The organism is Sphingomonas sinipercae (assembly GCF_011302055.1).
Taxonomy (GTDB): Bacteria; Pseudomonadota; Alphaproteobacteria; order Sphingomonadales; family Sphingomonadaceae; genus Sphingomicrobium; species Sphingomicrobium sinipercae.
Window position 1 is genome coordinate 685,478 of sequence record NZ_CP049871.1, and the last position, 23,951, is coordinate 709,428.

21 protein-coding genes and 2 tRNA genes are annotated in these 23,951 nt (G+C 64.9%); 13 read left to right on the forward strand and 10 right to left on the reverse strand.

All coding sequences use genetic code 11. From position 1 onward, the window contains the following. The first annotated feature begins 74 nt into the window (after positions 1-74). Genes G7078_RS03530 through G7078_RS03540 form a run of 3 tightly spaced genes read left to right on the forward strand, consistent with a single transcriptional unit; the run spans position 75 to position 3,344 of the window. A complete protein-coding gene (locus tag G7078_RS03530) occupies positions 75-1,277 on the forward strand; it encodes a threonine synthase (RefSeq protein ID WP_166093056.1) in 1,203 nt (400 codons plus the stop codon). Positions 1,278-1,306: 29 nt separating this feature from the next. Further along, positions 1,307-2,080, forward strand: coding sequence for an exodeoxyribonuclease III (gene xth, locus G7078_RS03535; RefSeq protein WP_166096093.1), 774 nt, complete (start codon positions 1,307-1,309; stop codon positions 2,078-2,080). Further along, positions 2,070-3,344 (forward strand): O-antigen ligase family protein, encoded by a 1,275-nt coding sequence (locus G7078_RS03540; RefSeq protein ID WP_166093058.1) that lies wholly within the window; start codon positions 2,070-2,072, stop codon positions 3,342-3,344. The genes xth and G7078_RS03540 overlap by 11 nt, the downstream gene beginning before the upstream one ends. On the opposite strand, the gene G7078_RS03545 is transcribed toward G7078_RS03540, so the two are convergent. The 4 genes from G7078_RS03545 to G7078_RS03560 form a co-directional block, all read right to left on the reverse strand. After that, a tRNA-Thr gene (locus tag G7078_RS03545) sits at positions 3,335-3,406 on the reverse strand. The two genes, G7078_RS03540 and G7078_RS03545, sit on opposite strands and share 10 nt — an antisense overlap. 22 nt (positions 3,407-3,428) lie before the next feature. Further along, a complete protein-coding gene (locus tag G7078_RS03550; RefSeq protein WP_166093061.1) occupies positions 3,429-4,283 on the reverse strand; it encodes a hypothetical protein in 855 nt (284 codons plus the stop codon). Continuing rightward, a complete protein-coding gene (locus G7078_RS03555; RefSeq protein WP_166093063.1) occupies positions 4,280-5,614 on the reverse strand; it encodes a mechanosensitive ion channel in 1,335 nt (444 codons plus the stop codon). Before G7078_RS03555 ends, G7078_RS03550 begins: the two co-directional genes overlap by 4 nt. 11 nt (positions 5,615-5,625) lie before the next feature. After that, positions 5,626-6,942: a replication-associated recombination protein A gene (locus G7078_RS03560; protein WP_166093065.1), complete on the reverse strand. Its 1,317-nt coding sequence runs from the start codon at positions 6,940-6,942 to the stop codon at positions 5,626-5,628. Positions 6,943-7,036: 94 nt separating this feature from the next. On the opposite strand from G7078_RS03560, the gene G7078_RS03565 reads away from it, so the two are divergent. Continuing rightward, a complete protein-coding gene (locus G7078_RS03565; protein ID WP_166093067.1) occupies positions 7,037-7,654 on the forward strand; it encodes a PadR family transcriptional regulator in 618 nt (205 codons plus the stop codon). Here the strand turns inward: G7078_RS03565 and G7078_RS03570 are convergent, their stop codons facing one another. Continuing rightward, positions 7,655-8,824, reverse strand: coding sequence for a glycosyltransferase family 4 protein (locus tag G7078_RS03570; protein WP_166093069.1), 1,170 nt, complete (start codon positions 8,822-8,824; stop codon positions 7,655-7,657). Positions 8,825-8,877: 53 nt separating this feature from the next. Here G7078_RS03570 and G7078_RS03575 point away from each other — a divergent pair, with 53 nt between their 5' ends. Together G7078_RS03575 and G7078_RS03580 are read left to right on the forward strand one after the other, a co-directional pair. Continuing rightward, positions 8,878-9,375, forward strand: coding sequence for a DNA-deoxyinosine glycosylase (locus tag G7078_RS03575; protein ID WP_246166459.1), 498 nt, complete (start codon positions 8,878-8,880; stop codon positions 9,373-9,375). Positions 9,376-9,415: 40 nt separating this feature from the next. Next, positions 9,416-9,703, forward strand: coding sequence for a hypothetical protein (locus G7078_RS03580; RefSeq protein WP_166093074.1), 288 nt, complete (start codon positions 9,416-9,418; stop codon positions 9,701-9,703). On the opposite strand, the gene G7078_RS03585 is transcribed toward G7078_RS03580, so the two are convergent. Continuing rightward, complete coding sequence (locus tag G7078_RS03585) at positions 9,673-10,101, reverse strand: MerR family transcriptional regulator (RefSeq protein WP_166093076.1); 429 nt, start codon at positions 10,099-10,101, stop codon at positions 9,673-9,675. The genes G7078_RS03580 and G7078_RS03585 overlap by 31 nt on opposite strands. A gap of 46 nt (positions 10,102-10,147) precedes the next feature. Between G7078_RS03585 and G7078_RS03590 the strand changes: the two genes are divergently transcribed. The 6 genes from G7078_RS03590 to G7078_RS03615 all read left to right on the forward strand — a co-directional run bounded on the left by G7078_RS03590 (position 10,148) and on the right by G7078_RS03615 (position 16,282). Beyond that, positions 10,148-10,930: a MauE/DoxX family redox-associated membrane protein gene (locus G7078_RS03590; protein WP_425505258.1), complete on the forward strand. Its 783-nt coding sequence runs from the start codon at positions 10,148-10,150 to the stop codon at positions 10,928-10,930. Between the two features lie 99 nt (positions 10,931-11,029). Next, a complete protein-coding gene (locus G7078_RS03595; protein WP_166093078.1) occupies positions 11,030-12,421 on the forward strand; it encodes a hypothetical protein in 1,392 nt (463 codons plus the stop codon). A gap of 10 nt (positions 12,422-12,431) precedes the next feature. Continuing rightward, positions 12,432-12,917: a nuclear transport factor 2 family protein gene (locus tag G7078_RS03600; RefSeq protein WP_166093081.1), complete on the forward strand. Its 486-nt coding sequence runs from the start codon at positions 12,432-12,434 to the stop codon at positions 12,915-12,917. 43 nt (positions 12,918-12,960) lie between these two features. After that, positions 12,961-13,036 (forward strand) — tRNA-Glu (locus G7078_RS03605). 151 nt (positions 13,037-13,187) lie between these two features. Further along, complete coding sequence (locus G7078_RS03610) at positions 13,188-14,924, forward strand: type I secretion system permease/ATPase (RefSeq protein ID WP_246166461.1); 1,737 nt, start codon at positions 13,188-13,190, stop codon at positions 14,922-14,924. After that, positions 14,921-16,282, forward strand: coding sequence for an HlyD family type I secretion periplasmic adaptor subunit (locus G7078_RS03615; RefSeq protein ID WP_166093084.1), 1,362 nt, complete (start codon positions 14,921-14,923; stop codon positions 16,280-16,282). Before G7078_RS03610 ends, G7078_RS03615 begins: the two co-directional genes overlap by 4 nt. Before the next feature lie 44 nt (positions 16,283-16,326). Here the strand turns inward: G7078_RS03615 and G7078_RS03620 are convergent, their stop codons facing one another. Continuing rightward, positions 16,327-16,494 (reverse strand): hypothetical protein, encoded by a 168-nt coding sequence (locus G7078_RS03620; RefSeq protein WP_166093087.1) that lies wholly within the window; start codon positions 16,492-16,494, stop codon positions 16,327-16,329. 107 nt (positions 16,495-16,601) lie between these two features. Continuing rightward, on the reverse strand, positions 16,602-19,622 hold the full coding sequence (locus G7078_RS03625) for an FG-GAP-like repeat-containing protein (RefSeq protein ID WP_166093089.1): 3,021 nt from the start codon (positions 19,620-19,622) through the stop codon (positions 16,602-16,604). 280 nt (positions 19,623-19,902) lie between these two features. Between G7078_RS03625 and G7078_RS03630 the strand changes: the two genes are divergently transcribed. Beyond that, positions 19,903-21,354, forward strand: coding sequence for an AMP nucleosidase (locus G7078_RS03630; RefSeq protein ID WP_281346920.1), 1,452 nt, complete (start codon positions 19,903-19,905; stop codon positions 21,352-21,354). Here G7078_RS03630 and G7078_RS03635 read toward each other — a convergent pair. Both G7078_RS03635 and G7078_RS03640 read right to left on the reverse strand, forming a co-directional pair. Further along, positions 21,351-23,030 (reverse strand): bifunctional metallophosphatase/5'-nucleotidase, encoded by a 1,680-nt coding sequence (locus G7078_RS03635; RefSeq protein WP_166093091.1) that lies wholly within the window; start codon positions 23,028-23,030, stop codon positions 21,351-21,353. The two genes, G7078_RS03630 and G7078_RS03635, sit on opposite strands and share 4 nt — an antisense overlap. Continuing rightward, the gene (locus G7078_RS03640; protein WP_166093093.1) at positions 23,027-23,884 is read right to left on the reverse strand and encodes a S1/P1 nuclease; all 858 of its coding nucleotides are present in this window, start codon (positions 23,882-23,884) and stop codon (positions 23,027-23,029) included. Before G7078_RS03640 ends, G7078_RS03635 begins: the two co-directional genes overlap by 4 nt. Positions 23,885-23,951: the final 67 nt, after the last annotated feature.

Here is a 23,951-nt window from a genome sequence, read left to right on the forward strand (position 1 = left end):
ACCGAGGCGGAAATGTCCATCGCCGCAGTTCGCTGCAAGGTTGTGGGGCCGGTGCCGGCTGCTAAGCGGGGCTGATGTTCGTCACCCATCTCGAATGCTCGCTGACCGGCGAGCACTATCCCGCCGGCCAGCCCCACGACCTGTCGCGGGCGGGCAAGCCGCTTCTCGTGCGCTACGACCTTGAGCAGGTGCGCTCCGCGATCAGCCGCGACGCGCTTGCGCAACGTCCCGCCGACATGTGGAAGTGGCGCGAGCTGCTTCCCTTTCCCGAAAAGGCCGAGTTGATTGCGCTCGGTGAAACCCAGACGCCGATCCTTGCGCTCAGCCGGACGGCTGCGATGAACGGTGCGGCGGTCCTGCTGGTGAAAGACGAAGGGCGGCTGCCGACGGGATCGTTCAAGGCGCGCGGCATGGCGGCCGCAGTGACGATGGCCAAGCATTTCGGGGTCGAGCGGATCGCCATCCCGACCAATGGCAACGCCGGTGCCGCAATCGCCGCTTATTCCGCGCGCGCCGGACTTCGCAGCCTGGTGATCTGCCCGGCCGAAACGCCCGAGATCAATGTCCGCGAGACTGCTGCGTACGGCGCCGATGTCTGGGTCGCGGACGGGCAGATCGACGAATGCGGCGCGCTGGTCGGCAAGGGCGCCGCGCAAGGCCTGTGGTTCGACTGCTCGACGCTGAAGGAGCCGTATCGGCTTGAAGGCAAGAAGACGATGGGCTTCGAACTGGTCGAGCAGCTCGGCTGGCAGGTGCCCGACGCGATCTTCTACCCGACCGGGGGCGGAACCGGCCTGATCGGCATGTGGAAGGCGTTCGACGAGCTCGAAAAGGTTGGCCTGATCGGACCCGAGCGGCCGCGCATGTATGCCATCCAGGCGAGCGGCTGCGCGCCGATCGTGCGCGCGTTCGAACGCGGCGACGAATTTGCCGAGCGCTGGGAAGGCGCAGCCACCGTCGCCACCGGGATCCGCGTGCCCAAGGCGGTCGGCGACTTCCTGATCTTGCGCGCGGTCCGCGAGAGCGGCGGCGCCGCGATTGCGGTCGAGGAAGCGGACATCGTCGCTGGCGTCACGGACGCCGCGCGGCTGGACGGCATGCTGCTGTGCCCCGAAGGCGGGGCGGTGCTTGCGGGATGGCGCAAGGCGCTGGAACTGGGCCTGGTCGGCAAGGACGAGCGGGTATTGCTGTTCAATTGCGCGAACGGCAACAAGTACCCATTGCCCGAGCGGTCGCGTAAATTGACCCTGGCTTCGGCGGAGCCGTCGCAGCTGTAAGCCGTTAGGTCGCCATGCCCAAGCGCCGCCTGAAGATCGCCAGCTACAACATCAACGGAATCACCTCCCGGCTGGAAATCCTGCTGCGCTGGCTGCGCGAATTCGAGCCGGACATTGTCGGCCTTCAGGAACTGAAAACCACCGACGAGAACTTTCCGGCCGACGCGCTTGCCGCGGCGGGATATTCGGCGATCTGGCATGGTCAGAAAAGCTGGAACGGAGTCGCCCTGCTCAGCCGTGTCGGCGATCCGGTCGAAACGCGCCGCGCGCTGCCCGACGACCCCAACCTCGACCAGAGCCGCTATATCGAGGCGGCCGTGTGCGGCATCCTGGTCGGCAACATGTACGCGCCCAACGGCAACCCGCGGCCGGGGCCCAAATTCGACTACAAGCTCGCCTGGCTGGACCGGCTCCACGGCCACGCGCGGCAATTGCTCGACAGCGGCGTGCCGGCGATCCTGATCGGCGACTTCAATGTCATCCCGACCGACTTCGACGTCTACAAGCCGGAACGCTGGTTGAAGGACGCCCTGTTCGCGGTGGAGGCGAAGGAGCGCTATGCGGCGCTGGTCGCGCAGGGCTGGACCGACGCGCTGCGCCAGCTACACCCGGACGAGCGCATGTTCACCTTCTGGCATTATTGGCGCAACGCCTTCCAGCGGGATGCCGGAATCCGCATCGACCACGCCTTGCTGAGCCCGCCGCTGGCCAAGTCGCTGAAAGCAGCTGGGGTCGATCGCACGCCGCGAGGCTGGGAGAAGACGAGCGACCACGCGCCAATCTGGGTCGAGATTGAGGTTTGAGCCGCTAAGGCGCGCGGCGCTGACGGCCGCGCAAGGGTTGCTGCTGGCGGGGGTTTTTGCCCTCGGCTGGATGAAGACCCCTGTCCCGATCGGCGGCCTCCCGGCAGTCGCGAGCGATCTGCTGCTCGCGCTCAGCTTTGCCTGCCTCGCCATTGCGATCGTCTGCGGGGCAAGGCCGCGCTGGCATCGCGCTCAGTGGTTCCTGCTCGCTTATTTCGCGGCGCTGGCACTGTCGGCGCTGTTCTCGGCCGATCCCGGGCGAAGCGCGGTGAAGCTGGCGACGCAGGCCTACCTGCTGTCCTTGCCTCTGCTGGTGCTAAACCTTGTGCCCGATCCCCAAGCTATGCGGCGCCTGTTCCTGGCGTGGATCGGCGGCGCGGCGGTCGTGACCGCGCTCGGCGTGGCGACCCTGCTGCTGTTCCCGTTCCTTGGGTGGGATTCGATCCTTGCCTGGCCGCTTCACCATTTCGGGACCTTGCCCCCGGGCAATTACCCGCGGCTGGAACTGACCTTCCTCTATCCCTCGATCCTCGCCAACTATCTGGCGGTAGCGCTGATGCTGGTGCTGCTATGCGGCGTCCTGGGCTGGATCAGACCCCGCGTGGCGAATGGGTTGGCGGCGGCGATGGTCCTTGTCGCATTCTTCGCACTTACGCCGGGCTTTGGCGCCATCGTGCTGATGCTCGCGGCCTGGTTCGCCCATCGCTGGCGCCGGACCAGGCCTGTAATTGCCGCTGCGTCATTGATGATCGGCGTCGGTTTCGCGCTGCTGGCGCTGCCGGTCGCGGCGGTAACGCCGATCCTCCATCCGACGGCGCCGTTCGTCTTCAACTTCGACCTCGCGGGCGTCCAGGTGACGCTGGCCCCCGCGGTGCGGATGCTGACGTGGATCGATGCCTGGCACCGGTTCCTCGACTCGCCGCTGCTCGGTCGCGGCATCGGCGTGAACGCGGCGTTCGTGCAATTCCTGACCCCGGAGGGAGATCTCGCGACCCTGACCGACGCGCACAACATGTTCCTGAACGTAGCGGCCCAGGCTGGGGCACTGGGCCTTGCCGGGATCGTTGCAATCTTGTGGTTCGCCGTCCGCCGCGCGCTCGCGCCTTCGAGCGACGTCGTTTTCGCGCTGGCCCTGGCCTTCGCGTGCAGCCTTGGCGTGCAAGGACTCGTCGGCTCATTCGAGGATAGCCGCCATTTATGGCTGCTCTTCGGACTGCTGCTCGCCGCGGATAGCTGGCGAGAGCAAGGGCGCGGTGCCGGCTGAGGGATTTGAACCCCCGACCTTCGGTTTACAAAACCGCTGCACTACCACTGTGCTAAGCCGGCGCACCGAGCGCGGCCATTTGCGTCAAAGGATGCCGAACGTCCAGCCTTCGCTGCGTGCGATTGCAGGTGTCAGGTGCGGCGGATCGAACGCTGCCGGCTCCGTAGCGGCGAGCGCGCGCATCCCGGCGGCGGTGACGAGCGCGTCAGTCTGGTGATCGTTGGGCTCGAAACGCAACTTCACCGGCTTGCTGCCCAAGCCGGCTAAAGCCTGGTTGAGCTGCTCGCGGGTGCGCAGCTTGGTGCCGCTCATGCCGGCGCGGCGAAGGTAGATGCGGGTATAGATTTCGACGACCGCGCTACCCCGTTCCGGCAGCGGGTCCATCGGCCAGATCGCGACCTTGCCGTCGATCCGGTGGAGCAGCCGCATGCCCGAGAAGCTGGCCTTCGCCACCTGCGCCGCGCCGATTGCGTCGTAGGCGCTGGCGGTCTTGCGGCCGCCCTGCTGGTTGAGCAAGCGGTCGCATTGGCGGAAGCGGACGAAGTCGGCCTTCACGCCGTCGGCGATCCCGAAATAGAAGTGCTTGCGGTGCGCGGTCTCGAGGAAGCTGGCGGCGCCGAGATCCTCATCCTCGCTCAAGCCGTCGACATAGGCCCAGAATTCACGGGCGGTCGCGGGGACGTCGGCTTCGCCGGGAAGATATTCGCCGCGTTCGACGATGGGCGGAGCGAAGCTGAAGTCGAAGCCGAATAACGTGTCCCGGTCGGCGGCTCGCTTCAGCAGCCAGCGCAGCACTTCCTCGCGCGACCAGACGTGCCCGGGCCGCACCAGGCGGGGAGGGGCATCGCCGACCGCCTCGGCGATGGCGATGCCCTTGTGCCGTTTCCCCTTCGCGCCCGACCAGTCGATCGCGACGAAGGAGTCGAAGTGCCGCGTCAAACCAGCGGCGGCTGACGGTCGTCGCTTGGCGAGCTCTGCTGCACTGGACGCGGCGTTGGCGGCGTTGGCGGCGTAGGCGTATTGAGCTGCGTTTCCGCCTTGTCCGCCGCCTGGTTTAGCAGGCGCGCTGCCGCGTCACGGCCGCCGAGACCGAACGCGAGTGCCGCCGCGACAGCCGCCGAGCCGAGGATCAGGCCGAACGCCATCATCACGATCACGTCCGCAAGCCCCATGAAAGTCAGACCGATCGCGGTGAACAAAGCGATGATCGCGTACCGGACGATGGTCTGCCCAAACCCGCCTTCACCGGTTGAGCTTCCGACCAAGCCGGCAATAATCCGGGCAAGGAAAATGCCCGCGACGATGATCAGGGTGCCGAAAATCACCTTTCCGCCAAGCTCCGTCACTTGTGCGAGGAAGATAGCAATCGTGCCGCCGCCAAGCTGCTTTGCGGCTTCGATCGACGCGACCAGGACGATCGCGACCATCGCGACGTTCGCGACGATCGTCGACGGGGTCGCGGTTGTCGGCACGATCCCGGTGGAACGGATCGCCTGGTCGAACCCGGTCGGCGGAAGCACCGCCTCGATGATGGATTTCACGAAACGGGCAAGGATGTAGGCAATGCCGATCCACAAGCCCGCCGTAAGGATCCTCGGAATCGCCGTGAAAATCTCATTCAGCATGTTGATCGCGGGCAGCGAGATGGCCTCGATGCCTAAGACTTCAAAGGCCGCGATCGCCGCGGGAATGATGACCAGCGCGAAGGCGAGCATGCCAAGCGCGCGAGCCAAGCCCGCGGCAGGCCGGGATGCCGCGCCAACTCCCGTTTGAGGGCCGGCAGCCGGCATCGGCGATACCGAACTTTCACTGCGCGCGCCCCTGATGCCGAGCCTGTTCAGGAGCCCGTCCACGTTCATCGCACTGACGACGGACTCGGTCAGCTGCCGGAGAATTCGAGCCAGAATGTAACCAATGAAAAGGATTAGACCGAAGCCAAGGAGCCGCGGCAGGAACTCAAAGATGCCGGCAAGCAACTGATTGATTGGCTGCAAGATTTGCGCAATTCCCAGGAACTGCAGCGCAGCCATGATGCCGACCAGCCAGATGATCAGCTTGGCGATCGTGCCGATCTGGTGACCGACCGTTTCATGCTGGTTGCCGGGCGTGTTTCTCTGCAGCGCTGGGGTGCGGGATATGGCCTTGGCCAGCGCCCATTTGACGGCGCGCGCGACCAGCCATGTCGCGATCAGGATGAGGATGGCGATCAGGATTCGCGGTCCCCATTCCATGGCCTGGTTTTGCCAGTAATCGCCGGTTTGGTCGTACATGCTACGCTCCCCTAATTAGCCTTGTTCAACGCGCTGCGTCTTTCCGCCCAGAAATGCAGCCTTTCCCGAACGCGGGCTTCGAAGCCGCGCTCCGTCGGCGCGTAAAATTCCTGCGGCTGCATTTCTTCCGGCCAATAATTGGCGCCGGAAAAGCCGTCGTCCGCATCGTGATCGTAAGCATAGCCTTTGCCGTAGCCGATGTCTTTCATCAGCTTCGTCGGCGCGTTGAGAATGTTGGGCGGCGGCATCAGCGATCCGGTTTCCCTGGCCGACCGCCAAGCCGCTTTCTGGGCCGCATACGCCGCGTTCGATTTGGGCGCTGTGGCCAGGTAAAGGCAGGCTTGCACGAGCGCGAGTTCGCCTTCGGGCGAACCGAGAAAATCGTAGGCGTCCTTGGCGGCGAGGCATTGCACCAGCGCTTGCGGATCGGCGAGCCCGACGTCCTCCATCGCCGCGCGGGTCAGCCGGCGCAGCAGGTAGAGCGGCTCTTCTCCTGCAACGAGCATTCGCGCGAGATAATAAAGCGAGGCCTGAGGGTCGGAGCCGCGGATGCTTTTGTGCAGGGCGGAGATGAGGTTGTAATGCCCCTCCCGGTCCTTGTCGTAGACGGGGACCCGCCGGTGCAGCAGCGCAGCCATTGCCGACGGGTCGAGCGGTTCTTGCGGCGCGATGTCGAAAATCGTCTCGACCTGGTTGAGCAGGAAGCGGCCGTCGCCGTCGGCGCTGGCGACCAGCGCGGCGCGGGCGTCGGGGGTGAGCGGGAGCGGTTTGCCCGTCTCGCCCTCCGCTCGCGCAATCAGCGTGTCTAGTGCCTGCTCGTTGAGGCGGCGCAGGATCAGTACCTGGCAGCGCGACAGCAGCGCCGCGTTCAACTCGAAGCTCGGATTCTCGGTCGTCGCGCCGACCAGGGTTACCGTCCCGTCCTCGACGAAGGGCAGGAAGCCATCCTGCTGGGCGCGGTTGAAGCGGTGGATTTCGTCAACGAACAGCAAGGTGCGCTGGCCGGCGCGAGCGGCGGTCCTGGCTTCGGCAAAATGCTTCTTGAGGTCGGCGACGCCGGAGAAGACGGCGGAAATGGCGACGAAGCGAAGGCCGACCGCATCGGCCAGCAGGCGCGCGATGCTGGTCTTGCCGGTCCCCGGCGGTCCCCACAGGATCATCGAGCCGAGCTTTCCCGCCGCGACCATCCGGCCGATCGCCCCGTCGGGGCCGGTCAGATGCTCCTGGCCGACAACGTCGCCCAGGCTGGCCGGCCGGAGCCGATCCGCAAGCGGCGCATTCCCAGCGCTATCGGCGGCTTGCGTCGGGTCACCAAACAGGTCGGCCATCAGCGGCTCTTACGAACTCACTGGGAAAATGCACCAGCCCTCTTGCTGAAGATACAACCAAGATATATCTTAGATGCATCTGAGGAGAGCGAAAATGCACAAACATGGATGCGGCCCGCGTGGCAGGTTCGAATTCAACATTCCGCCGATGTTCGCGATGGGCGGCCGCGGGGGAAGCTGGGGGCCGTTCTCGTTCGACTTCGGGGATGGGCCCGGCGGTTGGGGCGAGCGCCCGCGCGGCCGGCGGCGTTCGCAGCTCGGGTCGGACGACCTCAGGCTGCTCCTGCTTTTCCTGATCGCCGAGAAGCCTCGGCATGGATACGACCTGATTAAGGCGATCGAATTGCTCAGCGACGGCAATTACGTTCCCAGCGCGGGCGTGATCTACCCGACGCTGACCATGCTTCAGGACATGGGCCACATCGAAGAGGTGCCCGAGGAAGGATCGCGCAAGACGTATCAGGCGACCGCCGAAGGACGCGAGTTCCTGGAGCAGGAAGGCCTGCGGATGACCGAAGTGCTGGAGCGGATGGATCGCGCCGGCGGCGGCCAGCGCCAGGCGAACAGCAACCCACACCTCGGCCGGGCGGTCGGTAACTTGATGCACGCCCTGCGCAACCGCGTCGCCCAGGATGGCTGGGACGATGAATTGGTGCACGAAATCACTGCCATCCTCGACGAGGCGGCGCAGCGGATCGAGCGGACGAAATAGCTAGGCGCGGTTGATCCGGCCGAGACGCTCGCGGCGCTCGATGGCGCGGATGTAGGCGGCCGCGGCGACGGCATTGATGGTGTCCCAGTCCATGGTCCTGGCATAATCCAGGCCGGCGGCGCCATGCCGTTGCCGAAGCTCTGGTTCTCGTGCGTATCGCTCCAGGGCATCGGCAAACGCTTCGCCGTCGCCCGGCTCGACCAGGATGCCGGTCCGCCCATCCTCGACCAGGTTGGTCGCGCCGGTGGCCTCGGCCGCAAGGACCGGCAGCCCGCAGGCCATCGCTTCTAGCGTGACGTTGCCGAAGGTTTCGGTGACCGAGGGATTGAGGAAGACGTCGGAGCTGGCGACGGCGCGCGCAAGATCATCGCCGACCAGTTGGCCTACGAAGATCCCGGTCGGCATATGCTGCTCGAACCACGGCCGGGCGGGGCCTTCGCCAATCACCAGCGCGCGATGCGGGACACCGCGGGCCTCCAGCTCGTTGATCGCCGCCGCGAACACGTCCAGCGCCTTTTCGAGCACGATCCGACCGAGGAACATGACGACGAGCTCGTCATCCTTGATCCCCAGCCCACGCCGCCATGCCATGTCGCGGCGATGCGGGTTGAACTGTTCCCGGTCGACGCCCCGGGTCCAGATGTGGATGGTCCGGTTCATGCGATGGGCGCGAAGCACCGCCGCTGTCGATTCCGCCGGGACGAGCAGGGCATCGCACCGCAGATAGAGCCGCCGGAGGAGCGAGCGCACCGTCGGCTCGAACATCTCCAGGTGATAGTAGCTGAGGTAGGTTTCGAAGCGGGTGTGGACCGAAGCGAGCGCGGGAATGTTGCGGGCGCGCGCCCAGGTCACGGCCCGGTGAGAGGACAAGTCCGGGCTTGCGATATGGATCACGTTGGGGGCAAATTCGGCCAGGTCGCGCCGAACCGATCGCGGTAAGCCAAGCGTGGCCCGATATTCGGGCCGACCGGGGATCGGCACCGACGGCACCGCCACCAGATCGCCCGTTGGCGGAAACGCCGGGTTTTCCACGACCGGTGCGTAGATGCGGACGTTCGCGCCTTGCCGAAGAAGGTAATCGACCAGTCGGTTGAGTGCCTGGTTCGCGCCGTCGCGGACGTAATTGTAATTGCCCGTGAAGAGGGCGATTCGGAGGTCGCTCGGCTGCATGGGCGGCTCGTGCTTCAAAAATGCGGGCGCGCAAAGACAAAATGGGAAGTGGCGTGGCCAGTAGCGAGTTGACGAAGCAGGGTTTGCCGCCGGTCGCGCGGGCGGATGCGCGCCTGTTCATCCTTGGCAGCCTGCCCGGCGACGCGTCCCTCTCGGCCAGGCAATATTACGCCCATCCGCGAAATCAGTTCTGGCGGCTGGCGGGCTCGGTCATCGACGAACCCTTGTCGGAGCTTGCCTATGCCCAGCGTCTCGAGCGGCTGACCGAACATCGGATCGCGCTGTGGGATGTGATCCAGAGCGCGGTTCGCCCGGGCAGCCTGGACCTGGCGATCCGCAATGCCGGGCATAACCCGCTGGCCGACTATTTCGCGGGGTTTCCCGAGCTTCGCGCGGTGGCGTTCAACGGCGGCACGGCGGCCGCGCTCGGGCGCCGATTGCTTGCGGAAGCAAAGCTCGACCTCATCGACCTGCCGTCATCGAGCCCGGCCAACACAAGGGCATTCGACCAGAAGCGGGCGGCATGGCTGAGTCTGAGGCAATACCTTTGACGGGGTTGCCCTGCCGGCAAATCCGGCCACATTGGCGGGCATGAGCGAGGCCGAAGAGGAAGCGGACAGCCAGCTGTCCATGGTCGATGAAGCGTTGGTCGCGGGCAACATCGCCAACACCAACGGCCTGTTGGTGATCGTCGCCAAGCTGGTGGCGAAAGGCGTGTTCGACCAGGACGACCTCAAGGCCTTTTCAGACAGCTACTCGAAGCCGCTCGACCATGTCGGAATGCGGGAAAACGAATTGGTCGGCCAAATGCAGGACCAGATGGAATCCACCCTTGCCGAGCTAATGCGTTACTTGAGCGAGCGCGAACGCGACGACTGATCGAACGAGGCGAGGATCGGGCACGGACCCGAACTGCCCGATCCGCATTCGCGGGCGAGCCGCGCCAGTGAATCGCGAGCCAGCTTGAGCTCCCCAATCCTGGCATCGAGCGCGGCAATCCTCGACTGGGCGAGCGCCCGGGCGCGGGGGCGGTCGTCGCTGGCGTCGAGGTCGAGCAATTCCTTGATCTGCTCCAGGGTGAAGCCGGCGGCCTGGGCCTGCCTGATGAAGCGCAGGCGGCCCAGGTCGTCGGACCCGTAACGGCGGATCCCGCCATCGCGCGGCGGCGTCCCGAGCAAGCCTTTGCGTTGGTAAAAACGGATGGTCTCGACGCCGACCTCGCCTGCGCGCGCGAGCGATCCAATGGTTAGCGAGGTCGGCCCTTGATTCTGTACCATGGTACAGAAGCTACATAGTGCGGGACTCGAATGCAAGGAGGTCGAAATGACCGAAATGTCGAACCACCCGACGGCTGAAAAAACCGCGCTTCTCCATCGAATGGTGATGCCGCATCACACCTGTCCCTATGGCCTGAAAGCCAAATATTTGCTCGAGCGCGCCGGCTATCGAGTCGACGATCGCCACCTGACGACTCGAGCCGAGACGGATGCGTTCAAGGCCGAGCACGGGGTGCCGACGACGCCGCAGGTGTTCATCGGCGGCCAGCGCATCGGGGGTTACGACGACCTCCGGCGATTCCTGGGCAAGCCGGTCGCCGACCCGAAGGCGACCAGCTATCGGCCGGTCGTCGCCATCTTCGGCATTTCCGCCTTGATGGCGCTGGCCGTCAGTTTCGCCGTGACCGGGGACGCGCTGACACTGCGCGCGCTTGAATGGTTCATCGGCATGGGCATGGCCGTGCTCGCCATGCTGAAGCTGCAGAACATCGAAAGCTTCGCAACGATGTTCCTCAATTACGACCTGCTGGCGAAGCGCTGGGTGCCTTACAGCTACATTTATCCGTTCGCCGAAGCGGTTGCGGGGATCCTCATGATTGCCGGCGCGCTTACCTGGCTATCCGCACCGATCGCACTTTTCATCGGAACGGTCGGCGCAGTGTCCGTGGTCAAGGCGGTCTATATCGACAAGCGCGAATTGAAGTGCGCTTGCGTCGGTGGCTCCAGCAACGTGCCCCTGGGCTTCGTCTCGCTGACCGAAAACCTGATGATGATCGCAATGGCGTTGTGGATGGGCGCCGCAGCGCTGGGCCTTGGAATTCGCGGGTGACGCCGCGGATTCCGGGCATTGCCGCCAACTGAGACCCCACTTACCTGTGCACCACGGGCAGCCGCCGTTAGGCGACGCCTTTCTTCCCGGAGAAGTTTTTTGAAACGCAAAGCCCTTTCGGCCGCGAGCGCCCTTGTCCTTGCCGGCCTTGCCGTCCCAGCCCTGGCGCAGGGGGCGCACCAGCACCACCAGCCGGAGCCCGCGCCGCCAGTGGAGGCGCCGCCGGCGGAAACCGTCGACCATTCGCAAATGGATCATTCGCAGATGGATCATTCCGCGCCGGCGCCTGACGCCATGGAGGCGGGGCATACCGACCATGCGATGACGGGCGCGCTGGGCGCTTACCCGATGCAGCGCGAAGCGTCCGGCACGGCCTGGCAGCCGGACGCTTCCGAACATCTGGGCCTGATGAAGGACAGCGGTGCGTGGACGCTGATGGCCCACGGTACGCTCAACGCCGTGTTCGATCGTCAGTCTGGCCCGCGCGGCGACGACAAGCTGTTCGTCAGCGGGATGGTCATGGGCATGGCGCGGCGGCCGCTTGGCAATGGAACGCTGCAGCTCCGCGCCGGCATCAGCCCGGACCCGCTGATGGGCAAGCGCGGCTATCCCCTTTTGCTTGCAAGCGGGGAGACCGCCGACGGTGTCGAACATCTCATCGACCGCCAGCACCCGCACGATTTCTTCATGGAGCTCTCGGCGTCCATTTCGCAGGACATCGGGGCCGGCAGCAGCCTGTTCGTCTACGGCGGCTTGCCGGGTGAGCCGGCATTCGGCCCGCCGGCCTTCATGCATCGCGAAGCGGTGATGGATTCGCCGGAAGCGCCCATCAGCCACCATTGGCTGGACTCGACGCACATCAGCTTTGGCGTCCTGACCGCGGGTGTGGTTGCCAACCGCTTCAAGCTGGAGGTGAGCCGCTTCAACGCGCGCGAGCCCGACCAGCACCGCTGGAACATCGAAACCGGCCCGCTGGATTCGACCGCGGTCCGGATTTCCTGGAACCCGACGCGAGAGCTTGCCCTCCAGGGCAGCTGGGGCAAGTTCAAAAGCCCCGAACAGCTCGAACCCGGAGTCGACCAGGACCGCTGGTCGGCGAGCGCGCTTTACGCGACCGAGCTTGGATCGGGGTGGAAGCTGGCCGGCACACTGGCGTGGGGCCGCAAGTCGATCGTTCATCACGAGGAGCGGCAGAACGATGACGCGTTCGTCGCCGAAGCGGCGCTCAAGCGGGCGGACTGGACGATCTTCGGTCGCGCCGAGATGACCGAGAACCGGGAACTGGTCGAAGATGCGGACGAGCACGGCCCGGCATTCAAGGTCGGCAAGGCGAGCGTCGGCGCGGTCCGCGATTTCGACGTCGCGCCCCACGTAAAATTCGGCGCGGGCGCGCTGTTCTCGCTGAATTTCGTTCCCCGCGCGCTGGCGCCGCTTTACGGTGGCGGCAATCCGACCGGGGCAATGGCCTTCGTTCGCCTGAAGATCGACTAAGGGAGGGCATATGCGCTGGGGAATCCTTGCTGGTTTGCTGTTTGTCTGCGCAGGGACCGCTCCGGCGCAGGTCGCCCATCATCCGGCGCATTTCGCGGCGCTTTCGCCGCAGGCCAGCCAGGCTGCTGAAACCGTTGATGCCTTTCACGCCGCGCTGCGCCGCGGCGACACGGATGGGGCGGCAATGCTGCTGGCCGCGGGTGCCGTCATCTTCGAAGGCGGGGACGTGGAACGGTCGAAGGCGGAATATGCGGCGCACCATCTTGGCGCCGACGCGCAATTCGCCGCCGCGGTCCCGTCGAAGGTTTCGCGCCGTAGCGGCTCGGTAATCGGAAATATGGCGTGGGTTGCGACGGAAGGGCGGACGACTGGCAGCTTCAAGGGGCGGGACGTGGATAGCGTCACCACCGAAACCGCGATCCTCGAGCGGGTCGGCTCCAACTGGAAGATCGTTCACCTGCACTGGTCGTCGCGCAAGGCCGGCGCGGCTGATTGACTAGGCGGCGCGCAGCCCACATATGCCCCTCGCCTTCGCGCAAGGCCCCTTCGTCTAGCGGTCTAGGACGTCGCCCTCTCACGGCGAAAACACGGGTTCGAGTCCCGTAGGGGTCACCAGCCGCGCCCGCCTTACGCTCCGACGCGCACCGGCGCCGGCGCGGCGAGTGGCACGAGGTGGACCTTCAGTCGTTCTTGACGGGAACTTTGAAAGCCGCTCCGTCGCATCTAGAGTGGCTAGCCGTACCGTCTGGAGGTCAAACTGTTCGCGTTGAAGTCCGCGCCACCGGCGATCCAGGCCGCGCTGACCGCGTGTCGGCGACACTTCGTCTACGCGTTTGCGTTCAGCGCGTTGCTCAACCTGCTGTTCATCGCACCGATGCTGTACATGCTCCAGGTGTACGACCGCGTACTTCCGACGGCTGGCGGCACGACCCTCCTGTTCCTGACATTTGCGATTCTGTTCGCCTTGAGCACGCTGTCGGCACTGGACAGCATCCGGTCGCGCCTGCTGACCAGGGCCAGCGTTCGGCTCGACAAGGTGCTTGCCGGAGCGATCATCGACGCGACCTTGCGCCGCCCGGACCTCAACTCGCAGCGCCTGTCGCGGCAGGCACTTCGGGAATTCGACATCCTTCGCCAGGTGCTGACCGGCCCGGCGATCATCGGCGCCTTCGACGCACCGTGGATCCCGATTTACATCTTGATCGCTTTCATCATTCACCCGTGGCTCGGCGCCATGGCCCTGGTTGGTGCCGGGCTCAGCATATTCCTTGCGTGGCGCAACGAAGAAGCCACCCGCGGGCCGCTGCAGCGAGCGAACGAGGCGGCGGGCCGGGCCTATGCGTCATACGAATCGAGCCTTTCCGCGGCAGATACCGTGCGCGCTCTCGGCCTTCGTGAAGCGTTGGTCGCAAGCCACTTGGCCGAGCGCGGCAGCATGCTGTCGATGCAGACCGACGCCAGCCTCGGCTCGAGCCGGATTTCGGCGCTCGCCAAGTTCCTTCGACTGGCCCTTCAGTCGCTTGCACTCGGCCTTGGCGCGCTGCTCGCGATCGACGCGAAGATCACGCCCGGCGCGGTGTTCGCAGCAAGCTTCATCGTCGGTCGCTCGCTGGCCCCGATCGACCAATTGGTCGGCAGCTGGCGGTTTATCGTTCAGGCCCGCGGCGCGTTGACGACCCTGCGCAATCTGTTTGCCGAAACGCCGCCCGACATCGCCTTGACCCGGTTGCCGCCGCCGGAGGGCAAGCTGCAGGTCGAAGCGCTGACCGTCACCGACCAGCACGGGCGAACGATCCTCGACGACGTCAGCTTCAACGTGGCACCCGCGACCATGGTCGCGATCATCGGCCCAAGCGGGGCAGGCAAATCGACGCTAGTGCGCGCGGTGGCCGGGGCGTCCGTGCCATCGTCGGGCGTGATCCGGTTCGATGGCGCCGACCAGAAGAATTGGGACCCCGAACGGCTTGCCGAGCACGTCGGCTACCTGCCGCAAGACCCATCGCTGTTCGCTGGCTCCATCAAGGAAAACATCTCGCGCTTCCTCAATCGTCTCGGCGAGGACCCGACCCGGCTTGACGAACAGGCGGTCGCGGCCGCGCGGCTCGCCGGCGCGCACGACCTGATCCTGCAATTGCCTGGCGGTTACGACTACCAGCTCGGCATGTGGGGACGGGGTCTATCGGCCGGACAGGCGCAGCGGATCGCGCTCGCCCGCGCACTGTTCCGCAACCCGCGCTACCTGATCCTCGACGAACCCAACTCCAACCTCGACCCGGAAGGCGATCAGCAGCTGATCCGCACGCTCGGCGAAATCAAGGCGCAGGGGACGACGATCCTGGTCGTCGCCCACCGATTGAGCATGCTGCCGTCGGTCGACAAAATCATGCTGATCCAGGGTGGCCGGCTCACCGCTTTCGGCGATCGTGACGAAATCCTTCGTCAGATGAAGCCGCAGCCACCGGCGCGCGGCTCGGTCGTTAGCAATCTGAAGACAGTGTCGTGAACATCGAAGCACTGAATATCTCGGCGACGCCGGTCCTTCCGCAGATTTCGGAAGATGTCGACGATCCCAGGAGCGAAATCCGGCTTGGACTTCTCATCGCCGGCGTATTTTTCATCCTGTTCCTTGGATGGGCCAGCTTCGCCCGCCTCGACGCCGCGGCGCAGGCCCCGGGCAAGCTCGTGGTTTCGGGCCAGCGGCAGACCGTGCAGCACCGCGAAGGCGGTGTCATTTCGGCGATCCTGGTGCGTGAGGGTGCACAGGTCCAGCGCGGCCAAGTGCTCATCCGCCTGACCGGTGCCGACGTCCGCGCGCAGGAGCGCGCACTGTCGGCGCAGGCGATCGGCCTGCTTGCGCAGCGGGCACGGCTATATGCCGAACAGAGCGGCGCCAGGACGATCACGCCGCCGCCCGAATTCGCCGACCTGCGTCCGGAAGACCGCGCCGCCGCGGCCGATGCGCTGCGCATTCAACTGGGCCAGATGCGGACCCGCGCTGCGGTCTTGAGCGCCCAGCGCGGGGCCCTCGGCCAGCGAAGCGCGCAAGCAGGCAGCCAAGGTCAGGGCTTCAGCCGCCGCCTGACCGCCATCGACGAGCAGATCCGGCTGATCGATGAAGAACTCGAAGGCATGCGTGAAGCTGCCGCGAAGGGGTTCGTTTCGAAGAACCGGCTGCGCGCATTGGAACGGGCCAAGGCCGAGCTGGAAGGACAGCGTGGCCAGGATTCCGCAAGCATCGCGCAAAGCCGCCAGCAAGCGGGCGAAAGCCAGCTCCAGGCGCTTGAGGCACGAAGCAACTATTACGAGCGGATCGCCGCGGAATTACGCGAAGTCGAAACCAGCCTGAACGATGTGCTGCCCAGGCTCGCGGCTGCCCGCGAGCAGTTGGCACGAACCGAGATCAGGTCTCCCGCCGCCGGCACCGTCGTCGGCCTTAGCGTGTTCACCCCGGGCGGCGTGATCGAACCCGGCGCCAAGTTGATGGACATCGTTCCCGGCCGGGCGCCGCTGACGATTGAGGCGCGCGTTTCTGCAAGCGATGGCGACGACGTGCGCGTCGGGCAACGTGCATTCGTGCGCTTTGAAACGCTCCACGAACGGGCACTGCCGGCGCTCGAGGGCTCGGTGACGCGGGTTTCGGCCGATGCTTTCACGGACGAGAAGACCGGCGCCAGCTATTATACGGCGGAGGTCGCAGTGCCGGAGTCCGAGCTTCGGAAAATCGAGGAGCTTCGCGGCAAGGACGTGCTTCGCGCCGGCCTGCCCGTCGCGGTAACGATCCCGCTGCGCAAGCGCACGGCGCTGCAATATGCGCTCGAACCGATCACATCGTCGCTGCGCCGGTCTTTCCACGAAAATTGATCGGCGACCGGCGGGCGGACTGAAGCCCGCCCGCGCTCGTCTGCTTACTGTTGGTCGAGCGCTGCGCGCTTTTCCTTCGCCGCAGCCGCCAGCGGATGGCCGGGATGCCTGGCGATGAATAGGTCGTACGCGTACCGCGTGTTCGCTTTCACCGCAGCGTCATACTCGCCACGGACTGCAATCTCGGGATTGAGCGCGCGTTGCATGTCCATCGATGTCCTTTCGGCTGGCCGTGCTGCTGGCTGCGCAGTGCACCCGCCAGCCAACACGGCCGTCAACAAGGCGGGCGCCCGAGTCACCAAAGCTGCCCGGCGCCGGGTCAAAGGATCAGGTCCGGCGGCAGGATCCCAGTCTTACCGAGAAGGATCACTTCCATGTCGGCAACGCCGTCACCGTTGACGTCGGCGTACAGGTGAACGTCGCTGCCGATCTGCGCGTAGCGCAACTGGCCGGCCTGGCCGGTAAACGCACCCGTGCCCAGGAACGTGAACGCGTCGTTCGCCGTCGTGTTGGTGTTGGCATCGATGGCCGAAAAGTTCAGTCGGTCGCCCGAATTGAAGTCCAGGATCGTATCCGCTGCTCCGACTTTGCTCTGATCGACGGTATAGAAATAGTAGTCGTCGTTCCCGCCGTTGCCGCGCAACACGTTGGCAACGTTGTTGCCCGTGATGTTGTCGTTGCCGCTCGTCCCGATCACATTCTCGATCAACGACCGGACGTCGCCGTTGTACTGCAGCGCATTGTACACGTTGCCGCTGGCGTAGGTACCGCCCAGGTTCGCGCGCTGGACGATGCTGAACAGGCTCTCTTCACCCGGGCGAAGGTCGATGTTCATCCGCTGGGATGCGTCGCCCGTGTAGTTGGAGAAGTCGTAGGTATCGACACCGCCGCCGTCCCAGATCGTCATGAAAACGCGGTTGCCGCCCGGCGTCGCCTGGACCGCCCCGTTGATCATGAAGGCGCCGGTATTCGCGTTCCAGCTGTACGTCGTGTTCCCCGAATTGGTGCCGAAGTCGGCTCCATACAAACGCTGCAATGCAGCGATGTCGTACATCATGAACGTCGTCGGGAAGCCCCACTGCTCGTTTGAGTAGCCGCCACCGACGGTGCCGCCGATGAACGAGCGGTAGGTCATGATCGAATATTCGAGCGAGTCATGGGTCGGATCGAGCGCAGGCGATTCGTGGCCGTGCTTCAGCCCCAACGCGTGCCCGGTTTCGTGAATGAAGGTGGCCCAAGCGTAATTGCCGACGACCGGGTTGTCGTACTTGCCGTTCGACGCATTGTACCAGCTGTCGCCGCCGTTACCCGAGCCTGGCGAATAGGCATAAGCGGTTTCGGGCGTGTCCGAGCGTGCATAGCGCAGCATGGCGCTTCCCGGTGACGACGAGTTTTCCGTGAACGTCAGGTTCGTCAGCGAGGCAATATATTGCAGGATGGTGCGGGTCGCGTCCTGCTGAACCGGTAACAGGACCTGGAACGTCCCGATCTCATCGTCCCCGTCGCTGGCGTATTGGCTTACGCTGGTGGGGAAGGAGTACGTCAGGTTGACCGTGTTCCAGGTATAGCCCCAGATCAGCGCCTCAATATTCTCCTCGTGGATCTGCTCCGGCGTCGCAATCGGACCGATCGAAACGTTCAGGTTGTAGTTCCCCGTTCCGGCGCCGTTGTAACCCTCGATCCGGAAGTAATATGTGCCGCTGGTCGGGGCCCGATATTCCATCAGCGAATCAAGATAAGTGACCGATCCGGCATCGAGGACGCCATCGGGAGTGGTCCCATCATCGTTAGTCGCCAAGTCTTCACCCAACGGGGACACGATGGTGACGACGGTATCGATCCCGCCGGTGGTGTTGTCGACGTCGAGGATGAGCAGCTCACCCGCCTGCAAGGTGATGCTGAAATAGTCCTGATCGCCGGGCGTCAGCGAGCCGACGATCCGGGCGGACGGATCGCTGGAGGTTTCCAGGTTCGGATCGTTCGATACGGTGAACAGGGTCCGGTCCAAAACCTGTGGGAGATAGATCGAACCGTTCTGGCCCGTCGTTTCCTGGATGGTGTAGACCGACGCTGGCGGCGGCGGCGGCGGCGTAACAACCGAAGAAAGCGACACATAGGTGCCGGCAATGCCGAAACCGACAATGTCCGCGCGTCCGTCGCCATTCACATCGCCGAGTGTGCGTGGAAAGGTGTTCAGGCTGTTCCAGCCGCCGGCCGTGGCCCCGTATTCGCTGATAAGGAGCTGCGAAGCGGTGAAGTTGCCGCCGCCGGTTGCGAACGCGACGTAGACGCCTGTTTCGTCGAACCCGACAACATCGTCCATCCCGTCACCGTTGACGTCGGCAAGCATGCGGGGGGTGGTGTCGTAGCTGCTCCAGCCGCCAGCGCCGCTGCCGGCGCCGAATTCGTTCAGCGTGATGCTCGGGAAACCGAACGCGCCGCCGCCGATCGCGAGGGCGACATTAACGCCGTTCTCGCCGAAGCCGATCAGGTCAGCCATCCCATCGCCGTTCACGTCGCCAAGCATGCGCGCGAACGTCTCCTGGCTCGCCCAGCCGCCGGCTTCAGGCCCGTAGCCGAAGGCGCCGAGGGTCAACGTCGGTGCGGTGAAGGTGCCGGTGGTCGTCCCAAGCGCGACCCAGACGCCCGAAGCGCCGAATCCGACGATATCGGCCCGCCCATCGCCGTTCACATCGGCAAGCTCGCGGTGGAAAATGTTGTCGCTGCCCCAGCCGCCCGAACTTGGGGCCGCACCAAAGGCGTTCATGACCAATGTGGCGTTGGCGAAGCCGCCGCTGGCGTTTGCCAGCGACACATAGACGCCGGCGTTGCCGAAGCCGACAATGTCGGCGCGGCCGTCACCGTTGATATCGGCAAGGCGACGCGGGAAAGCGTCCATCGACGTCCAGCCGCCGCCGCTGGCCGCGGCGCCGAAATTTGCAATGACGAAATTGGCTGTGCCAAAGTTACCGCCGCCAGTCGCCAGCGCGACATAGACGCCGGCGTTACCGAACCCGATGATGTCGGCCATGCCGTCGCCGTTCACATCCGCCAGTTGCCGCGAATAAACGTTATTGTTCGACCATTGGCCGGCGCCAACGCTGGTGCCGAAGTTGGCGATGCGGAACGTCGCGACGTTGAAAGTCGTCTGGGCGGAGCCGGAAACGACTTCAGCGAGGCCGGGGATCTGATCGGCGTGGCTGGGGCCGTCGCGAAGCGACTGAATATAATCGTCACCAACCAGGCTAGTGTCGCCGCGGTTCAGGCCTGACCATGCGGGCGCGAACGCGTCGTCCCGGATGAAATCCACGTCGCGAACATTATTGTGCTGCCGGTACATCAGCCCACCCCATCCAAACGGTTGCAAATCTGAACGATCAGCCTGCGCTCAGCTCTCCCCGACAGAGATTGCGCTGCTTTCGAACCTACGAACTAATCCATAAAAATGCGGAGGTTGCAATAGGGTGCGGTCCTCACGCTTGTCAATTTAGTAAATAAGCTCAAAACCTTAGAGCCTCGACGCCCGCGCCGGGCAGCGTAGAATTTTACCGTTTCTGAAGGAAGCTGACCGGCGACGATCGCTCTTGTCTCCTCAACTGATCGGCGGCAGTGCCGTGGGCGTGAAGAAATCCCAGGACATGACCGCTGTCGTCGCCGAGCTTTGCGCCGTTTACGACAGCTCGCTCGAAAACCTTCGCAACGCTCTTCAGGCGTTTGTCGAAACCGGCGCGGTTCCCGATCCGGCGGATCGCGTCAAGGGCTGTTTCGCTTATCCGGAGCTTCGGATCGTCAACCGCAGCTCGACCCCGCGCAAGACCCTGACTCGCGCCTTCGCAAGGCTCAACCAGCCGGGCACCTACGTTGCCAGCATCGCTCGGCCGGCGCTGTTCCGCGAATATCTGGTCGACCAGCTCGAGCATCTGGTGCGCGACTATGACGTCGACGTGTCGGTGGGCCGGTCAAGCAGCGAGATTCCCTATCCCTATGTCATGGACGGATCGGGGATCAGTGTCGGCGACATCGGCACCGGCGAGCTGTCGCGCGTGCTGCCGTCGACCGAGCTGATGCATATCGGCGACGAAGTGGTGGACGGCACCTGGATCGTGGCGGAGGACGGTGTCCGGCCGCTGGCCCTGTTCGATGCACTTCGGACCGACTTCAGCCTTGCCAGGCTGCGGCATTATACGGGGACCGCGCCGGAAGATTTCCAGCACTATGTGCTGTTCACCAACTACATCCACTACGTCGACGAATTCATCCGCTTCGCCATCGCTTCGTTGCGTTCCGGCGAGGGGCCCTACACCGCGCTTTCGGTGCCAGGCGGGGTGTATGAGCGCGGCGAGTTGCAGGACGCCGAGGAGCAGATTGCCGCCGGAACCTGGCGACGGCACCAGATGCCCGCCTATCACCTCATGGCCGAGGGCCGGTCGGGGATTACGCTGGTCAACATCGGGGTCGGTCCAGCAAATGCGAAGACGATCTGCGATCATATCGCGGTCCTTCGGCCCGAGGTTTGGCTGATGATCGGCCATTGCGGCGGTCTTCGACCGACCCAGACCATCGGCGATTACGTTCTTGCTCACGCTTACCTTCGCGACGACCACGTCCTCGACGACCACCTGCCGATCGAAATCCCGATCCCGGCGATCGCGGAGGTGCAAACCGCACTGTTCAGCGCCGCGCAGAGCGTCACCGGCGAAGATGAGGAAACGTTGAAGAAGCGGCTTCGCACCGGGACGGTCGTGACCACGGACGACCGCAACTGGGAGCTCCGCTACACGCTGTCGGCGCGCCGGTTCGACCAGAGCCGGGCGGTCGCGATCGACATGGAGTCAGCGACGGTGGCGGCGCAGGGGTATCGGTTCCGGGTGCCTTACGGGACGCTGCTGTGCGTTTCCGACAAGCCGCTTCACGGTGAGCTCAAGCTGCCCGGTCAGGCCAATGCCTTTTACAACCGCGCCATCAGCCAGCATCTGAGGATCGGCATCGAGACCCTCAACCTGCTCAAGGAAGAGGGCGAGTCCCTGCATAGCCGCAAGCTGAGGAGCTTCGACGAGCCGCCGTTGCGCTAGCGGCCCACGATTCCAATGCGGCCGGTCTTCGGCGGGTTCCGGCCTGGAGCAAGCCACGCGACGAGCGCATCGAGATCGACGATTCCCCCATCTGTCACGTCGGTTCCGTCGGTGAACGCCTTCAGGCCGTCGCCCCCGGCCGCCACATAGTTGTTGACGACGACGCGGTAACGCCCCTGCGGCCGGATCGGCGTGTCATTGAGCGCCATTCGGGTAACGCGATCGCCGGACGGGCGCGAAACGTCGATATCGTAGGCGAAGCCCGCGCTCGCTGCGAGCACTGCCACGTGCTTTAGCGCGGCGAGGTTGGTGTCGCTATACTGCTGCTCGATTGCGGTCTTCAGCTGCGCGCCGGTGAGCGTCATCACCACCAAATTGTTGCCGAACGGCATCATCGCGAAGGCGTCGCCGTAGCGGACATCGCCGGCGGCAAGGCCGACGCGCACGCCGGTCGCGTTGACCAGTGCGAGCTGCGCGCCGCCCGTCGCCGCTGTCCGGGTCGCGCCGAGCATTGCATCGGCAATCAGGTTGGCGGCCGCGCTTTCACCGTCGCTATCGTCGCGCGGCGCCGGCCCAGCCAGCGTGCCCACCACCTGATCGGCCACCGGCTTGATGGCGGCGGCATAACGGTCGACCAGCTGCTTGACCGGCCCTTCGGTCGCGGTCCCGGCAACCGGCACATTGCGCGCCGACTGGGCAATGAGCTGGTGGGTGCGCGGCGCGAAGGTCAGGCGGATATCGCTGACGAGATAGCCGTTTTTGCCCGCGCTCGTGAGCAGGCGCCGAGCGCCGCCGCGATCGAGCTCGCAGGCGTAGGCATTATGCGTGTGGCCGGAAACGATGGTCCGAATGGCCGGGTCGAGGCGGTCGAGGATTGGCAGGATGTCGCCGGTCAGGCCTTCGCATCCATGCTCGATAAAGCTGCCGGGCAGCTTGCCGCCTTGGTGCACCAACAGAACAATGGCGGCTGCGCCCTGGGCCTTGAGGATCGGCACCAGCGCATTCGCGGTATCCGCCTCGTCGCGAAAGCTGACGCCGCGCACGCCCGACGGCGTCACGACGTTCGCGGTGCCTTCGAGAGTCATGCCGATGAAGCCGACGCGGATCGGGCCGTCGACCGACCGGAACGTCTTGATGCCGGTCGCAGGAAACACGGTGCTGCCATCCTGCTGGACGACGTTGGCGGCGAGGTAACGGAAGCGGGCCCCGGCGAAGGGCTCCACCGCGCAGGGCTTGCGGCGCGTATTTTCAGCACAGCCGCCCGACTGCATCCGCTTGAGCTCGGCGACGCCCTTATCGAATTCGTGATTGCCGACCGAATTGAATTCCAGTCCGATGCGATTCATGGCCTCGATGGTCGGCTCGTCCAGATAGTAGCCGGAGATGAGCGGGCTGGCGCCGATCGTATCGCCGGCCGAGACGGTGACCGTATTCGGCTGCCGCAGACGCTCCAGGGTCGCGCCTAGTCGCGCCGCACCGCCGAACCGGTCGCGGCGCTCGGAACCATCCGCCGCCTTGATCACGATCGGGTCGGGCGGCGTTTCAAGGTTGCCGTGAAAATCGTTGAACGCGAGCAGCTGCACTTCGACCGGCGCCGCCACCGGTTGCGTAACCGGCACCACCGCCGTGCGCGCGCAGGCGCCGAGCAACAGCAAGGGAAGCAGTTTGCGAATCATTTGCCTTCGCTCTTCGCCAGCGGCTGCGGGTGGCCGAACAGTGCATTTAGGTAGGCCGCAAGGCGCACGCCGGCCTGGCTGAGCCGCTGGTTCACCACCGGCGTGAACTTGTAGACGTAGGCGTAGGACAGGTCCGGCAGCGGTGCGGGCGTCGCTTCGCCACTCGACGCCGGCGGGGGAGGAGGCGGGACGTCCGGATAGACCGTCTCCCGAATGCGGGCGCTTTCGGCGATCCAGTCCTTCGGGCGAACGGTCCACCAGTCGATCACGTCCTGTGGGCTGATGTGCCGCTCCAACCGCTCGGCATATTCGGTGAAGGATAGTTGCTGGTCGTCGACCAACGCGCTGTCCCAAATGGCGTGGAGGTTCGATTCCTTGCCGAAATAGCGCACTTTCACCTCGTTGCCGCCGCGGTCGCAGCATTTGCCGACGTGCAGCGGCTGGTGAAGGTCGCCGACCAGGTGGATGATGAAGCGGAGCGCCAATTGCTTGTCTGCGCGACTTGCCTTTGGATCCATCAAGACCGCGCGAAAACGTTCGATCGCTTCCAACGCATCGCCTTCGCTCGGCGCATGGTCGTAGATGAGGCCGTTGAGGGTCACATAGTGCCACGGCGTCGATGTCTTCTGCCAGAATGGCGCCGGATCGCTGCGCATCTCGTCGGGCCAAGTCGAGGCTTCGTCGAGCGACTCAACCCCGATCAGCTCGCGAATGTGGGCGCGGGCAAGGCCGCTGAGTTGCGAGTCGGCGATCTTCGCCACCACGCGGTGCCCGGTCTTGCCCCAGGCGAAAGCAGGCGTGGGAAGCGCAGCGAACGCGACGGCGGCCGAGAGGAACAGGTGACGCAGCTTCATTATTCCGAGCAACTCCAAAGGCGTCATGCAAACAGCGCAGTGACCAGGCCGCCAAGGCGGCGAGTCC

Bases quoted from the DNA above. Each gene is read 5' to 3' on its own strand.
- G7078_RS03640 (WP_166093093.1), bottom strand. From the start codon at position 23,884: ATGAAGCTGCGTCACCTGTTCCTCTCGGCCGCCGTCGCGTTCGCTGCG.
- G7078_RS03600 (WP_166093081.1), top strand. From the start codon at position 12,432: ATGCGCTGGGGAATCCTTGCTGGTTTGCTGTTTGTCTGCGCAGGGACC.
- G7078_RS03560 (WP_166093065.1), bottom strand. From the start codon at position 6,942: ATGGCCGACCTGTTTGGTGACCCGACGCAAGCCGCCGATAGCGCTGGG.
- G7078_RS03590 (WP_425505258.1), top strand. From the start codon at position 10,148: ATGACCGAAATGTCGAACCACCCGACGGCTGAAAAAACCGCGCTTCTC.
- G7078_RS03580 (WP_166093074.1), top strand. From the start codon at position 9,416: ATGAGCGAGGCCGAAGAGGAAGCGGACAGCCAGCTGTCCATGGTCGAT.
- G7078_RS03585 (WP_166093076.1), bottom strand. From the start codon at position 10,101: ATGGTACAGAATCAAGGGCCGACCTCGCTAACCATTGGATCGCTCGCG.
- G7078_RS03530 (WP_166093056.1), top strand. From the start codon at position 75: ATGTTCGTCACCCATCTCGAATGCTCGCTGACCGGCGAGCACTATCCC.
- G7078_RS03565 (WP_166093067.1), top strand. From the start codon at position 7,037: ATGCACAAACATGGATGCGGCCCGCGTGGCAGGTTCGAATTCAACATT.
- G7078_RS03635 (WP_166093091.1), bottom strand. From the start codon at position 23,030: ATGATTCGCAAACTGCTTCCCTTGCTGTTGCTCGGCGCCTGCGCGCGC.
- G7078_RS03625 (WP_166093089.1), bottom strand. From the start codon at position 19,622: ATGTACCGGCAGCACAATAATGTTCGCGACGTGGATTTCATCCGGGAC.
- G7078_RS03620 (WP_166093087.1), bottom strand. From the start codon at position 16,494: ATGGACATGCAACGCGCGCTCAATCCCGAGATTGCAGTCCGTGGCGAG.
- G7078_RS03555 (WP_166093063.1), bottom strand. From the start codon at position 5,614: ATGTACGACCAAACCGGCGATTACTGGCAAAACCAGGCCATGGAATGG.
- G7078_RS03570 (WP_166093069.1), bottom strand. From the start codon at position 8,824: ATGCAGCCGAGCGACCTCCGAATCGCCCTCTTCACGGGCAATTACAAT.